This window comes from Coleofasciculus sp. (genome assembly GCF_046565525.1).
Taxonomy (GTDB): Bacteria; Cyanobacteriota; Cyanobacteriia; order Cyanobacteriales; family Coleofasciculaceae; genus Coleofasciculus.
The window spans coordinates 24,956-39,803 of sequence record NZ_JBKHUP010000080.1; the positions used below are offsets into that span (position 1 = coordinate 24,956).

Here is a 14,848-nt window from a genome sequence, read left to right on the forward strand (position 1 = left end):
ATGGACTAAAACTAAGATATTGCACCTATTAAGTTTTAGCTGAATAATCTTGCTTCGGAAGTCGCACAAATTTTTTCGGATGATACAATCTAAACAAGATCAGACATATATACCGACTCATATCAAATCCGGTTGAGTATTATTCCAACTTTAAGAATTTATCCAACGCCATCACCATAGCGGGGGGCCAACGGCGGATATTTTTCACCCAATCGATGTCTTTATAGCGCTGATCTAACCCAATAGCAGCAACCCAATTACTCTCGGCTTCCCCCGGATTCCCACTAACCCATAAGGCGGCGGTGAGTGCAGCCCGGACATCGGGAAATTGGGGATATTTGCGGATCAGCTTGCGGAATTCTAGGATAGCTTCTTTTTCCTCACCAATTTGATAGAGGGCGAGGGCGTGGTTAGCCCGGGCGAAGGCAAAATTAGGGGATAAATCAATGGCTTTCTGGTAATACGCGATCGCGGCTTCCCATTCTCCCTTTCCCGCGTTAGCGTTTCCTAGGTTGTTGTACGCCATCGCGTCATCTGGGTTAATCTGCAATACTCGCTGATAATCTGCGATCGCATGATTCCATTCTCCTTGTCCTTCATAAGCTGTACCCCGGTTCAAATAAGGATCGGCGGCGTCGGGCGCTAACTGAATCGATTGATTAAAATCTGCGATCGCTTCGTCTAATTTATTCTGACTGACTCTGGTATTTCCCCGATTACTCCAGCCTACAGGGTTATCGGGTAACAGTTCAATCAGTTGCGTCCAATACTCTTCAGCCATGGTGAACTCACCGAGTTCTGTCGCCGTAAACGCTTTTTGCCGTAATTCGTTGAGCCGCTCAATCTGAGCCTGGGTTAAATCAGGGATTTGGGCTTGTGCCATCACCGATGGCGTTATCCACAATCCAGAGCATACCAGCACTAGCACTGTACCGAATAAACTGACAATCCAACGTTTCATGAGAATGTTCAAATCACAGGGGCTATTAGATCACTGTACAAGCAATCTGCTTCCTTGTACCCAGAGTACCGGAAAGAGCTCTTAAACTATTTGAATAGTAGGTGGGGTGTGGGGTGTCGGGTGTGGTTGTCAATATCTTTATTGATTTCTCACGCACTCTTCACAAACACGCTACTGAAACAGTTCGCCGCCTCTGTAAAAAGGAACATACCCCAATAAACTGATAGTCTTTCTCAACAAACCCTGATCATCTGAAGACTATATCCCTAAGGGGAATTGGGTAAATCGAATTGAGAAAATGCGAATGAGTTATCAAGAAATCCGCTGGTGGACAATCGCTGTGTTAGAGATTGCTGTACTGGTGAGTTCGCCGTTCTTAATCCGTATATTTTCCCACTTGCCATAATTTTGACGCCAAATAACCATCGGGTAGAATCTGGGCGAGGACAGGGTAATAAGAGATGGAGAGAAATGTGGCGTTGGGATGCCTTCACTCCTCAAGTCAATCGAGGGGGTTCGATACCCCAGAAATTGACATTTACCACTTAAAATAGATGTGGTAGAATCTAATTATGCTTCTCAACTACACCTACCGAATTAAGCCCGATCAACAACAAACCCAACTCCTCGATGAGTGGTTGGAAACGTTGCGGGTGTCCTACAATTACGCTTTGAGAGAACTCAAGGATTGGATAGCTTCTAGAAAGTGTCCAATAGATAGGTGTAGCTTGGAGTCTGAGTACATCATGAGTGCGGATTACCCTTTTCCCAGCTACCACCAGCAACAAAACAATCTGCCTAAAGCTAAAAAGGAATTCCCGCGACTTAAATCAGTTCCCTCTCAAGTTTTGCAAACCAACATTAGAAGGCTGCATGACGCTTGGGACTTCTTTAGACAAAGAGGGTATGGTTTCCCTCGCTTCAAGAAAGTGGGACATAAAAAGTCGCTGCTATTCCCGCAATTCAAGAGTAACCCAATAACAGGCTGGCATATCCAACTCCCGAAGTTAGGGAAGGTGGAAATTAATTTGCATCGCCCTGTTCCTGATGGCTTTATAGTCAAACAAGTACGGGTTGTTAAAAAGGCAATGGGATGGTTTGTTGTGATCACTTTGTACTCAGACATTGAGATTCCAAAAACCTTCCCTCATGGTCATGCTATTGGGGTTGACGTGGGACTGCTCTGTTACCTGGCAACCAGTGACGGCTTTGTTGAGCCTGGGCGCAAATTCTTCAAAACCGAACACCGTCGGCTGAAAGTGCTACAACGTCGGTTGGCAAAGAAACAAAAGCGCTCTAAAAATTATGAGAAAGCCAGGATAAAGGTAGAGAAACAGTATAACCACATCGCTTTTAAACGGAAGGATTATCAATTTAAGCTTGCTCATAAACTTTGTGATATAGCGGATACTATCTTTGTTGAAGATATTGATTTCCGCATTATGGCAAAGGGTTTTTTAGGCAAGCATACAATTGACGCAGGTTTTGGTCAATTTCGCTCTATTCTTAAGTTTGTCGGCAACAAACGAGGGGTATTTGTTGGAGAAGTAGACCATCGGGGAACTTCTCAAACTTGCCCAAATTGCCGAGTTGAGGTTAGGAAGGAACTCTCAGACCGAATTCATTACTGTCCTGAGTGCCGTTATGAAGTAGATAGAGATATCGCTTCTGCTCAAGAAATTTGTAATCGTGGAATCGAAACGTATCCAGGGACTCTGGAGAAGCAAGAAATTGGCTCTCAAGTCGAGGTGTCGGGGGCTATGTGCCTAGATAACTGGCGTAGGGGAGCAATGCCCAATTGTGAGGTTGGGAAGCCGACGATGTAATCTTTGATTCATCGTCGGAGGATGTCACTCACTATGAACGAACGGAATGAAACATGGCGTTCTGGGTGAGCTAGGCAATAAACTGTTCGGCATTTAAACCTGAATGTCAAGAATTGCTCTCATCTTTGGTGTGCGAGCATCTTGCTCGCTACTAATACCCAATTTAAATGCATGACAGCTTAACCAACCAATTTTAGATTTTAGCCTTTTGCATGAACTAAAATCTAAAATTTATTGTTCAACAGAGCCATCAGCTTACCAGCTTAATCCCTTTCACATCAGCATCCATTAGGTAGACTTTACTTAACTTTGCCCCTCTCAAGTCAGCACCTCTGAGGTTCACTCGGCTCAATTTGACCCCCCTCAAATCAGTAGCTCTTAAGTCAGCATCCGTCAAATCAGCACCTTTAAGATCTGCATTTCTCAAATCTGCACCCCTGAGATCCGCACCGATTAAATCAGCCGCTAGCAAGTCAGCACCACTTAGCTGAGCGCGGGTCAATTTCGCATAGCTGAGGTTGGCTAAGCTTAGGTCTGCACCATTGAGATTAGCACCCTGAAGGTTTGCTTCACTTAAGTCAGCACCACTTAGGTCAGTTCCTTCTAGGATAGCACCTCTAAGGTTAGCCCCCACTAGATCCTTACCACTTAGGTCTTTGCCACTTAGATTAATATTCACAAGCTTTTTCGTTGTTTTGTTATACACGGCTTGTCTTTAATTGTTATTCATCCTTAGGTGTATATTTCATCAGCCATCTGTCGTAAATGGTCTCAGTAAAATTGCTGAATATTTTGGATCTGGGGTGAATTGGGTGGCTGAAGATAAAAGATTTTGGGTTAATTTCTCAGATGGTTCGGGGAAATATAGAGGCATAGGGGAGCAGAGTATCTCTTGGTGCAAGGATACACAGGTGCAGGGGAATTTTTAGTACTCTTGTCCCTACAAACCTTACGATAAGACTTGAAACTTCAGGCTAATTGATAAGTTTTTATAATCACATTAATCAGGGGAGAGTCGCCAGCTTAGCGGTCATTCAGACGGCTGATCACTAATCGAGACATCTTTGATTTTACGTGACTCCAACCAAATTGAAACTCCTATCCAACCAATCACCAACAGCAGTACTGCGATGCCGAATTTCGCCATCCAAGAGACCAAAGTTTCTAGGGGAATAATCCGTCCGACAAAGAAGGATAAACTAACCATTACGGATGCCCACACAGCAGCCCCCGCTAGGTTACACAAGATAAATTGAGAGTAGGGCATTTCTGCAATTCCTGCCATGGGTCCGGCAAAAATGCGTAGGAGTGCCACAAACCGCCCAAAAAACACCGCTCTAGCGGCATTTTCACTAAATTGCCGCTTGACTTCTACAAGCTGGGGTTCTGGAATGCGAAAGAAACCTCCTAATCGCAATAAGAATGACCAACCCCCTATTTTGCCAATCCAATACCCACAATTATCACCCAGGACGGCTCCAGTAATGGCACTTGCCAGTACAAACCAATAATTGAGTTCACCACTTCCCGCTAAGAAACCACCCACCAGGGTAATGGTTTCGCCAGGGAGGGGAACTCCAGTATTTTCCAAGGCAATACCCGAGAAAATCACCCAATAGCCGTACTCATGTGCCAGTTCCTGGATTGTCTCCAGTGATAATAGCTCAAAAGACATCCAGTAAACCCTTTACAAAAATTTATCCTTTATCACATTTTGACGTAATCTGGCAAATTATGTCAACTCGAACAGGACTTACGCACTCAGGGTGTCGGGTGTAGCCTTAGTAGGTGCGTTAGCCAAGCATAACGCACCCTACCCAAAAGCGAAGTTGTTTTGATACAACTGCTTAAGTTGGCACCAACTCACCCGGACGCAGTTTTGCCCATTTGCCCATTTCTTCCTTAAAGCTGTTACAGCCGACTACATCCCATTCCATCTCCACAAAATCCTCTTGAGGACGGATGTTGACATTGATGGTTGGTTCAATCGGCTCAAAATCTGGCATTTCCGTCAGATGGGGTTGCTCATGCTGGGTTTCCACCGCATTATAGGTGGTGCATCGGTCTACATAGTGGCAGTTAACGCAAATACACATTGCCCAAACTCCAAGTCCTTTTTGTTAGCCTAACTCAGACAAGCCATAGATTGACCACTATTTAGGTTGATTTTTTGATTTGTCTGATGTCTGATGTCCTTTGTCCGCCAGTATTCGTTACAGCTTCCCTCCGACGAGAGAAGAGGAGTAAACTACCCGACGCTGACGCTATCGCTTACAGTGCGGGCTTTCAAGAGCCCTCCAATTGTCTCGCAAGACAACCAGGAGCCTTCAGGGCGGTTTACAAGCGCCCCGATTGCTTTAATGTTCATCGCACCGTTGAAATCTGCGTCACCATGCCAGCCGCAATGACCACACTTAAACCGCTTGCCGCTGCGATAGGACTTATCGGGGTCAGGGTGAATGTGCAGGCACTGGTGACAGGTTTGGGACGTATAGCGAGGATTGACGGTGACAACTTTCACGCCAGCACCCAAGGCTTTGTACCCGATGAACAGCCTCAGTTGATGGAATGCCCAACTATTACTGCGTCTGCGTTCTGTTTTGTTTCGCGGTTGCTGGTTGGTGCGTTCCCGAATTCCCGTCAAATCTTCCAGAGCAATACTGGCTCCAATACTTTTTGCGGTTTCAACGATGCGTCTAGAAACATTGTGATTGACCCAACTCTGGAAACGACGCTCACGACCAGACAACCGTTGCAGCAGTTGACGGCATCTCCGTCTCGAACTGCGTGTGCCCTTACTGGCTTTGTGCTGGAGCTTGGCTCTCAAGTTGGCAAAGTGGTCACGAACTTTGGTTATGTCTTGCCCATCCCAGTGTTGACCTTCCGATGTGTGTGCAATATCTGTGCGTCCCAAGTCCACACCCAAAACCTCATCCCCATCTTGCGGCTCTGGCGGTTCCGACTCCAGGCAAATTTGGATGTAGTAGGAACCGTCTTGCCGTTTTACTAGGGTTGCCGATTTTGGGTTAGCCCCTGCCAACATCCCTCGCTGATAGTTGCCAATTGCCAATTCAAAACGCTCACGACCCTCAACGGTGGTGAGCGAAACTGTCCAGTCCTTCTGCCGAAACGAGAAGATTCGAGCGTCATAGGTAACAAAGCCAGCCTTGAAGACCTTGACCGGACGATTCTTTTGTTTGGCAACCTTGCGAGAACCTGCTACTCTCCTGCATACCTGCTGCGCCAAATTGCTCGACAAGCCAAATCGGGCGCGAACTTCGTAGTAGCACAGCGATTGCAGCTTCACTGCATTGACTATCTTCTCCGGCGTGTTCTGGTTAACCCAGTTCAACGCCTGCACAAACGCATCCAGCGTTGCATCCAGTTTCACGGGTTGCAACTCAGATACCTTGAGCTTACAGGAGATAGTCAGGACTTGATTCATAGCCCTATTGTATCTCATCAGAAAGAGGCTGTCTGTATGTCCGATAGATTATTGTCCGGCTCCGTTCCTACGCCGGACTCGCATTCCTCCCGACGCTCGGCTTCGCCAGAGCGCGGGGTTCCTGCTGTTTTAGCTGAAATTTGTATAAGGTGTGGAGCTTGAGGCAGCTTTATACATTAAGATGGACTGGTACATGTAAGACCTGTGAAGGCAATGGGATACCGTAGGACAGACGGGAATTTAAGCTTGAGGAGTGAGTTGAAAAGGCTCAAGTATGCTCTGTAAGACCAAAGGTGAACCGATTCATTAGTGAAGCGAGTAACCAGAGGCAAAATCAGCCCAAGAATCACCCGCGTTTTAACCGGGTGAGTGTTAAGATGAACTCTGACTTATCTGTTCTGTCTCCTGAAACCTTTCCCTTCAGCTTAGAGTGGTTATCACCTCAAGCCTGTTTAGTCGGTGGGGCGGTACGAGATGCGTTGCTGGGGCGACAGGCTGACTATTTGGACTTGGACTTTGTTGTTCCAACTGACGCGGTGACAATCGCACGAGAGCTGGCAAGTCATTATCAAGCTGGGTTTGTGGTGCTAGATGAGGCGCGACAGATTGCCAGAGTCGTTTTTGATACCGCAACCGTTGATATCGCTCAACAGGAAGGGGAAAGCCTAGAGACTGACCTGTATCGACGTGATTTTACCATTAATGCGATCGCGTATAATCCGCAGAGCCGCCAAATCATTGACCCCTTGCAGGGTGTAGCCGATTGCCGTGCAGGGATTATCCGCATGGTATCCCCAGCGAATCTCCAGGATGATCCCTTACGATTACTTCGAGCCTATCGCCAAGCTGCTCAACTGGGTTTTACGATAGAACCGACGACTCAATCCACAATTCGCCAATTTTCTCCCTTACTGGCAAAAATGGCAGCCGAACGGGTACAGGTAGAGTTGAACTACCTACTCCAATCTCCCCAAGGAACACCTTGGCTTACCGCCGCTTGGCAGGATCAATTACTTCACCACTGGTTCAGTCATGGGAATACTGAGAATTTAGCCCAAATCGCGGCAACTGACAACGCCGCGAGTGTTCTGGCTCAAAGGTGGCACAAATTAGGCAGCCAACTGGGAACCCCAGTGAGTGGCAAGTCCTTATCTTGGCTGAGTTTAGCCAAATTGACAAACCTGTTACCCTCTACAGTTGCAGCAGCCGAAGCCCAACTTTTACGGTTAAAGTATAGCCGCGCCGAAATTCGGGCGGTGCTAATTATGATTCAATACTTACCCCAACTTTTATCTCATGTTACCTTGCCAATGACCTTAAGACATCAGTATTTTTTCTTTCAAAGTGTCGGGTCAGTTTTCCCAGCTTTAGCCGTTCTAGCCGTCGCCGCAGGACTATCTGTTGATCAAATAGCTCCCTTGATTAATCGTTATCTAACCCCTGAGGATCAAGTAGCTCATCCGACTCCGTTAGTAACCGGTCATGATTTGATGCAACAGTTGCAGTTACCGCCTAGTCCTCAAATTGGACAGTTACTCACACAGATTCAAATCGCCAGGATTGAAGGCAAGGTTTCAACTCGTGACGAGGCGTTAGCATTTGCTACCCAGTTGATAACTTAGAACGAGTCGGGGCAATTCATGAATTGCCCCGAAAGCTAGCTAACTGACTAACTTTAAACCGTGACGCCGTTGGCTATCCTCCTCAACGCTACTCGTAACAGCCTGCTGATTTGACTGTAATGCCTGTCGCATGTAGATAATCTGTGCCATCATTTGTTCGAGTTGATGGTCAATTTTCTCGACTTCTGAGGTTGTTGTTGATAATGACGGTTGTGCATTCTGGGCTGGGGTATTACCGAAGACGGCTTGAGCTGACGCTAACGATGCGGCGAGTGCTTGCATCGAGTTGGCTTGAGCCGAGGTAATCGATGCTTCATTAATCACCTGCGGTTCCACTTGCGGTTGCGCCTCAGTCACATCCACTGATGCTGAATCTGCTGTCGGCGATACCTGTTGCTCTAATCGGGTTTGCAAAGACACTTCTGTCTCTGGGGCTTCTGATTCGAGAGACAGAAGTGTCTGAATGTCTGGGAGGGGCGTTGTACTGGTCGATTGGGTTGTCTGTTTATCCAACCAGTTTTGTAGCCCAGAAGCATCCAACTGGGATTGTGAGCTTCTGATTTTGTCTAGCAGTTTTTGCTTGTCTTCTAGATTTTGGGCTAAGTTTGCCAGTTTTTGTTCAACTTCAGCCGATTTCCGGGAAGACTTTTGCCACCCCATCATCGCCACACTCGTTAGTCCTACGCCTGCGCTTAGTAAACCTGCCACTCCTAGATATTGAGGTGCAAATTCTTTCAATTCGCCAAAAAAAATCGGTTCTTCTTGAACTTGAATTGTCACGGGCTTGGAGCCGAACAGATTGAGGGGTAGGGTCAAGGCGGCAAATACGGTTGCTGAAATTGCCACGGGTGTGAGAATGAATTTTAGGGCAGTCGCACTGGTCGTCATTGGTAGTTCCCTCTAAAAATTACCTGCGTTTGTTGTGATACTCCTGGAGTATCAACCGTATTCAACGGTTTTGCAGATTACCCCTGTCTGTGAATAGACGGCTTCAACAAGGAGTATAAACTTGTAGCGCACCTGATTTAAAGAGCTATTCATTGGAACCGTCTAAAATTCACCTGATAGATGAAGGTTGTCTGTCTTTAACTGAGTTTGCTCTTTCTTTTATTTAATTTAATCTAAATTTCGACGATTGTATATAAAGCTTTCATGAAGAATTTTATCAGAGGATAAATACCTAATGAATTTATTTATCAGGAGAGAAAAATTTATATATTCTTTCTCCTTGAAAATCCGTCGTTTTTTGCCAATTTATGGCTGATGAGTAATGACGTGATCGGGCAAGGAAAGTTGCCGCAATTGTTGATTAATATTAAGCGCTGCGGCGAATCCGGACTTCATGGCACTTTCAATTAAATTATTCCCACACCAATCGCCACAACAGACGAGGGGTAAAGGTTCTGTTGTCACAAGGCAATCTTGATGGGCGGGAGTTCGGGGAAAGGCATAGCGCCAGCGATGCACTTGGAACCAATCCGGGGACTTGAGCCAAGGAACGAGTAATTGAGCCGCATGAGCAAGTAACTGTTGACCCGCCTCTTGTAAATCGGGAGCATCTAGATAATGTTGAGCAAACTTAGCTGTACTATGAAGCACATAAATCGGTGAAGTTGCATCAGAACGTTTGCTGCTGTCTAAGCCAATCCAGGCTAAATTATCATCTGGAGAACATTTGATCGAGTATGACTTTAATGGGGGTTGTTGGGGGTTCGCATAACCCGCCATGACACTGAGACAGGGGTCAAATTTAACTGCCTGTAGACTTTCTATTAAATTTGAGGAGAACACCCTCTGATCCAAGGGTTCGAGTACCGTTAAGGCTTGGGGGGCGGGAATCGCCATAACGACGGCAGCTGCGGTCAACTCGTTGTGTGTCTCGTCAGGTGTATGGTAGGTAATATGCCAGGTTTGTTCAGGGGTAGGCGCGATCGCATGGACGCGACAGGAGAACCAGATATCTAAACCCTGAGCCAAATATTTAGCAACGGCGGTGATTCCGTTTGGGGCGATATACCGAGGAGATGGGTATTCAGACTCATCTTGATTATCCCCCCAGAGGTGAAGGATGCCGCGATCGCACAATGTCTGAATCAGTTGCTGTGATAACTTGCCCTTAGCCAAGAGAAACGGTACACCGTGATCAACCGGAGTTCCCTGAATGCGTCGAGTCGCCACTCGCCCACCAACGCCACGAGACTTTTCTAAGACAACGACTCGATACCCAGCTTGGTACAATTGTTGAGCGCAGATTAGTCCTGCCATACCTGCACCGATAATCGCAATATCAAACACTAGAGATTCTCCTGTCCGGTTGAAGTTAAGTATACAGGTAGAATAGAGAGCAGTAGGGTTTATAGGGGTTGGAGGGAAGACCATTGGATGAACTCAGAAGCGCCTTAGAACTGGCAACGGAAGACGAATTACAGCAACTGACACAAATTTTGTTCCGTCGTCAGTTTAATCCTCTAGACTATATTCAAACTCCTGAACCCATTGAGGTTCAAAGTCAAGATCGGCAGGCGTGGTTGGATGCTCTAGAGCAACGGTTTCGCTTTTTAGCCGCCGATGGGGTGACGGTACTTAAGGGACGCACGAAGGACTTTACCTACCGACAAGCGCTGATTCAGGTTTGCCGTTACCTGAAGATCCCTTATTCAAAAAAACTATCAACCACGGATATCGAGGAAGAAATATTTCTTAACCTGATGAGTCGCGCCTGGAAAAAATTACCTCCCGCTGAACAAAAATCGATTACTGTGCAGGTAAAGCGCTCATTAGCTCAGTCGAATCAATCCCAACCCTTACCGGCGCATATCCAGCACAATCCGATGGATTTGTTGATTAAGGGCGGTTCGGCGTTAGCCGTGTCTTCTGTTGTTAAGCCGATTATTCTCAAACAGGTGGCGCGTCAGTTTGCTATCCATTTTGCCCGGTATCAAGTAGCAAAACAAGCAGCGGTTCAGGGGGGTGCAGCAGCGGCGACTCAGTTTCAGAATTATCTGGTGCTGCAAACGGCGAAGCGGGGAATGGCAGCGAATGCAGCGCGTTATGGGGCAACTCGCACCTTATTTGCCTTCGTCGGACCGGTATTGTGGGGCTATTTTTTTGCCGACTTAGGCTGGCGTGCGATCGCGACAAATTACGGTCGGATTATCCCAACTATCTTAGCGTTAGCACAAATTCGCCTGCTGCGGAGCGAATGTTGGGAACCTGTTTAGCTTAGCCTCGTTCCCAGGCTCTGCCTTAGCCTCGTTCCCAGGCTCTGCCTGGGAATGCTCCCCTGGAGGCTCTGCCTCCCATTTCATAAAAGCTTACATTTGTTTAATAAATATAATATTTAGAAATAAATAGTCATATTCCATCTTTATTTATGAAGATTCAGTGAAGATGTGATTTGACTTAATTTTTCTGTGTCAATTAATACTATTGTCTCTATAGAGAAAAATTGTTGTTTACATATAGAGGCATCGCTCATGGTGCATCAATCACCATTATCCTCTACGAATCCCCCGTCCCTCGAAATAACAGGTTCCCGGCAATTCACCGCTTGGTTAGCCGAGCAAAATCTCAGCCTTGCTTTTACCACGTATCAAGCTGGGAAGGTGTTTTTTATTGGACTACAACCGACGGGACAATTGTCAATATTTGAGCGCACGTTTGAGCGGTGTATGGGGTTGTGTATCCATGGCTCCACCCTTTATATGAGTTCGCTTTATCAGTTATGGCGATTTGAAAATGTTCTAGAAGCAGGACAAGTTCACAACGGTTATGACTGTCTTTATGTGCCGCAAGTGGGTTATGTTACCGGGGATTTGGATGTGCATGATGTGGCGGTGGTTTATCCTCCCCTAACCCCCCCTTCAAAAGGGGGGGGATCTCTTGCTCCCCCCTTACAAAGGGGGGCTGGGGGGGATTCCCCCATCTTTGTCAACACCCTATTTAGCTGTTTGGCGACAGTGAGCGAAACTCACAGTTTTATTCCAGTATGGCAACCGCCGTTTATTTCTAAGCTGGCGGCTGAAGATAGGTGTCACCTGAATGGCTTGGCGATGGGAGAAGGACAACCGGCGTATGTGACAGCCGTGAGTCAGTCGGATGTTGCTGATGGCTGGCGGGATAAACGGCGCGATGGCGGTTGTGTGGTTGATGTGGGGAGGAATGAGGTGATTTTGACGGGGTTGTCGATGCCTCATTCGCCGCGACTGTATGGGGATAAACTCTGGTTGCTCAATTCTGGCACGGGGGAGTTTGGGTATGTTGACTTGGAAAGGGGAGAGTTTGAGTCAGTGGCGTTTTGTCCCGGTTATTTGCGCGGGTTGGCGTTTAGTGGGGATTTTGCGATTGTCGGGTTGTCGAAACCCAGGGAGAATAAGACGTTTTCGGGTTTGGCGTTGGATGAGCGGTTACAGAGTAAGCAGGCTGAACCTCGCTGTGGGTTATTGGTGATTGATTTACGCAGTGGGGATATTGTCCATTGGTTGCGAATTGAGGGGATAGTCACGGAATTGTATGACGTGGCGGTGTTGCCAGGAATGCGGCGTCCGATGGCGATTGGGTTTAAAACGGATGAAATTCGGCGTGTTGTCAGGGTTGGTTCTGTTGAAGAAAAGTAATACAGTAACTGAAACCTGAGACAGGAATTTACTATGGCTACTGCGTCTTTCAACCTTTCTGAACTTAACGGTAGTAATGGTTTTGTCCTTAACGGCATTGATGCGGGTGACTCCTCAGGTGCTTCTGTCAGCAATGCTGGAGATATCAATGGAGATGGGATTGATGACCTGATTATCGGCGCTCGTTATGCTGACCCCAACGGCAACTTGCGTGCGGGGGAAACCTATATTGTGTTTGGTAAGAGTGGGGGTTTTGATGCCACTCTCAACCTTTCTCAACTCAATGGTAGCGACGGCTTTGTAATAAACGGCATTGATAGTTATGACTCCTTGGGTGCTTCTGTCAGTGGAGCTGGGGATATCAATGGGGATGGGATTGATGACCTGATTATCGGAACAGGGAGTTTTTACTCCGCAGGAGAAACATACATCGTGGTTTTTTTTGGTCAGGGTGGGGATTTCGATGCCACTCTCAACCTTTCTCAATTGGATGGTAGCAATGGCTTTGTCATCAACAGCATTGGTAGCTTTGACTCCTTGGGTGCTTCGGTCAGCGGAGCCGGAGATATCAATGGAGATGGGATTGATGACCTGATTATCGGTGCCCCCTATGCTGACCCCAACGGCAACTTGCGTGCGGGGGAAACCTATATAGTGTTTGGTAAGAGTGGGGGTTTTGATGCCACTCTCAACCTTTCTCAACTCAATGGTAGCAACGGCTTTGTCCTCAACGGTACTGATAGCTTTGATAGCTCAGGTGGTTCGGTCGGTGGAGCTGGAGATATCAATGGTGATGGTATTGATGATCTGATTATCGGTGCCCCCTATGCTGACCCCAACGGCATCTATGGTGCAGGGGAATCCTATGTGGTGTTTGGCTCCTCTGATGGTTTCAATGCCAGTTTCAATCTGTCTCAATTGGATGGTAGCAACGGCTTCGTCCTCAACGGCATTGATGAAAATGACTTCTCTGGTTATTCAGTCAGCGGAGCTGGAGATATCAATGGTGATGGCATTGATGACTTGATTATTGGTGCAGACCGTGCTGATCCCAACGGCAACTCGGGTGCAGGGGAAACCTATGTGGTGTTTGGCAAAAGCGGGGGTTTCGATGCCACTCTCAACCTTTCTCAACTGGATGGTAGCAATGGTTTTATCCTTAAAGGCATTGATCGCTCGGATGGCTCAGGTGTTTCGGTCAGTGGAGCTGGAGATATCAATGGTGATGGGATTAATGACCTGATTATCGGCGCACCATCAGCTGACCCCAACGGCAACTATGGTGCAGGGGAAACCTATGTGGTGTTTGGCAAAAGCGGGGGTTTCGATGCCACTCTCAACCTGTCTCAACTCAACGGTAGCAACGGCTTCGTCCTCAACGGCATTAATGAGCGTGACTCCTCAGGTCGTTCGGTCAGCGGAGCCGGGGATATCAATGGTGATGGGATTGATGACCTGATTATCGGCGCACCATCAGCTGACCCCAACGGCAACTATGGTGCAGGGGAATCTTATGTGGTATTTGGCAATGCCAATCAACCCCCAAAACTTGACCTCAACGGCAGTGCAGCAGGCATTGATTTTGCCGCCTTCTTTACTGTTCCCGGAGTCGCTGTTCCTATTGTTGATCTTACCAACCTTACTGTAAATGACCCTGACTCTACGACACTTGAGGGGGCAAAAGTCACGATCACCAATCTCCAAGACGTTGGCACGGAAGTTCTGGCTGCTGACACAGGTGGCACTAACATTACTGCTAGCTACGACCCTAACAGTGGCACGCTCATTCTCACGGGTGAAGCTACCGTTGCCAATTACCAACAAGTTTTGCGAACACTTACTTATAACAATACTGCTTCAACACCCAATCCCACAGACCGAATCATTGAGTTTTCAGTTAGTGATAAACTTGCCAGAATTAACAGTACCACAGTTGCTACGACCACCCTTACGTTTTTAAACATTGCCCCTAATTTATCTTTCAACCTGTCTCAACTCAACGGTAACAATGGCTTCGTCCTTAACGGCATGGATAGCAGCTCAGGTTATTCTGTCAGTGGAGCCGGAGATATCAATGGTGATGGCATTGATGACCTAATTATTGGCGCACCTGATGCTGACCCCAATGGCAAATACAGTGCAGGGGAAACATACATTGTGTTTGGCTCTTCTGAGGGTTTCGATGCCAATCTTAACCTGTCTCAACTCGATGGTAGCAACGGTTTTATCCTCAACGGTATTGATAGCTTTGATCGCTCAGGTCGTTCAGTCAGCGAAGCTGGGGATATCAATGGTGATGGCATTGATGACCTAATTATCGGCGCACCTTTTGCTGACCCTACCGGGGAAACATACATTGTATTCGGCGCACAAGAGGG

General features: G+C 47.1%; 12 protein-coding genes. 5 read left to right on the top strand and 7 right to left on the bottom strand.

From position 1 onward, the window contains the following. Positions 1-139: 139 nt before the first annotated feature. The gene (locus ACLGGO_RS25045; RefSeq protein WP_446334713.1) at positions 140-961 is read right to left on the bottom strand and encodes a tetratricopeptide repeat protein; all 822 of its coding nucleotides are present in this window, start codon (positions 959-961) and stop codon (positions 140-142) included. 572 nt (positions 962-1,533) lie between these two features. Here ACLGGO_RS25045 and ACLGGO_RS25050 point away from each other — a divergent pair. After that, the gene (locus ACLGGO_RS25050) at positions 1,534-2,787 is read left to right on the top strand and encodes an RNA-guided endonuclease InsQ/TnpB family protein (RefSeq protein ID WP_446334714.1); all 1,254 of its coding nucleotides are present in this window, start codon (positions 1,534-1,536) and stop codon (positions 2,785-2,787) included. A 250-nt stretch (positions 2,788-3,037) separates the two neighbouring features. Here the strand turns inward: ACLGGO_RS25050 and ACLGGO_RS25055 are convergent, their stop codons facing one another. From ACLGGO_RS25055 to ACLGGO_RS25070, 4 genes are all read right to left on the bottom strand, one after another. Beyond that, positions 3,038-3,466, bottom strand: coding sequence for a pentapeptide repeat-containing protein (locus ACLGGO_RS25055; protein WP_446334715.1), 429 nt, complete (start codon positions 3,464-3,466; stop codon positions 3,038-3,040). 351 nt (positions 3,467-3,817) lie between these two features. After that, positions 3,818-4,462 carry a DedA family protein gene (locus ACLGGO_RS25060; protein ID WP_446370007.1) on the bottom strand — a complete coding sequence of 215 codons (645 nt, stop codon included), beginning with the start codon at positions 4,460-4,462 and terminating at the stop codon, positions 3,818-3,820. 172 nt (positions 4,463-4,634) lie between these two features. Next, positions 4,635-4,883, bottom strand: a complete 249-nt coding sequence (locus ACLGGO_RS25065) for a Ycf34 family protein (RefSeq protein ID WP_446421316.1) — start codon at positions 4,881-4,883, stop codon at positions 4,635-4,637. 152 nt (positions 4,884-5,035) lie between these two features. Continuing rightward, positions 5,036-6,232, bottom strand: coding sequence for an RNA-guided endonuclease InsQ/TnpB family protein (locus ACLGGO_RS25070; protein ID WP_446421317.1), 1,197 nt, complete (start codon positions 6,230-6,232; stop codon positions 5,036-5,038). A 377-nt stretch (positions 6,233-6,609) separates the two neighbouring features. Here ACLGGO_RS25070 and ACLGGO_RS25075 point away from each other — a divergent pair, with 377 nt between their 5' ends. Next, the gene (locus ACLGGO_RS25075) at positions 6,610-7,854 is read left to right on the top strand and encodes a CCA tRNA nucleotidyltransferase (RefSeq protein ID WP_446421318.1); all 1,245 of its coding nucleotides are present in this window, start codon (positions 6,610-6,612) and stop codon (positions 7,852-7,854) included. 39 nt (positions 7,855-7,893) lie between these two features. Here ACLGGO_RS25075 and ACLGGO_RS25080 read toward each other — a convergent pair whose 3' ends face one another. Continuing rightward, a complete protein-coding gene (locus ACLGGO_RS25080; RefSeq protein ID WP_446334720.1) occupies positions 7,894-8,742 on the bottom strand; it encodes a hypothetical protein in 849 nt (282 codons plus the stop codon). A 366-nt stretch (positions 8,743-9,108) separates the two neighbouring features. After that, positions 9,109-10,149: an NAD(P)/FAD-dependent oxidoreductase gene (locus ACLGGO_RS25085; RefSeq protein ID WP_446421319.1), complete on the bottom strand. Its 1,041-nt coding sequence runs from the start codon at positions 10,147-10,149 to the stop codon at positions 9,109-9,111. 83 nt (positions 10,150-10,232) lie between these two features. Between ACLGGO_RS25085 and ACLGGO_RS25090 the strand changes: the two genes are divergently transcribed. From ACLGGO_RS25090 to ACLGGO_RS25100, 3 genes are all read left to right on the top strand, one after another. After that, complete coding sequence (locus ACLGGO_RS25090) at positions 10,233-11,075, top strand: YaaW family protein (RefSeq protein WP_446334722.1); 843 nt, start codon at positions 10,233-10,235, stop codon at positions 11,073-11,075. Between the two features lie 255 nt (positions 11,076-11,330). Then, positions 11,331-12,470, top strand: a complete 1,140-nt coding sequence (locus ACLGGO_RS25095) for a TIGR03032 family protein (protein ID WP_446421320.1) — start codon at positions 11,331-11,333, stop codon at positions 12,468-12,470. Between the two features lie 33 nt (positions 12,471-12,503). Then, the coding region (locus ACLGGO_RS25100; RefSeq protein ID WP_446421321.1) for a beta strand repeat-containing protein at positions 12,504-14,848 on the top strand (2,345 nt) is incomplete at its 3' end.

Coding starts and splice junctions, on each gene's coding strand:
- ACLGGO_RS25045 (WP_446334713.1), bottom strand. CDS start 961: ATGAAACGTTGGATTGTCAGTTTATTCGGTACAGTGCTAGTGCTGGTA.
- ACLGGO_RS25050 (WP_446334714.1), top strand. CDS start 1,534: ATGCTTCTCAACTACACCTACCGAATTAAGCCCGATCAACAACAAACC.
- ACLGGO_RS25060 (WP_446370007.1), bottom strand. CDS start 4,462: ATGTCTTTTGAGCTATTATCACTGGAGACAATCCAGGAACTGGCACAT.
- ACLGGO_RS25065 (WP_446421316.1), bottom strand. CDS start 4,883: ATGTGTATTTGCGTTAACTGCCACTATGTAGACCGATGCACCACCTAT.
- ACLGGO_RS25070 (WP_446421317.1), bottom strand. CDS start 6,232: ATGAATCAAGTCCTGACTATCTCCTGTAAGCTCAAGGTATCTGAGTTG.
- ACLGGO_RS25075 (WP_446421318.1), top strand. CDS start 6,610: ATGAACTCTGACTTATCTGTTCTGTCTCCTGAAACCTTTCCCTTCAGC.
- ACLGGO_RS25080 (WP_446334720.1), bottom strand. CDS start 8,742: ATGACGACCAGTGCGACTGCCCTAAAATTCATTCTCACACCCGTGGCA.
- ACLGGO_RS25095 (WP_446421320.1), top strand. CDS start 11,331: ATGGTGCATCAATCACCATTATCCTCTACGAATCCCCCGTCCCTCGAA.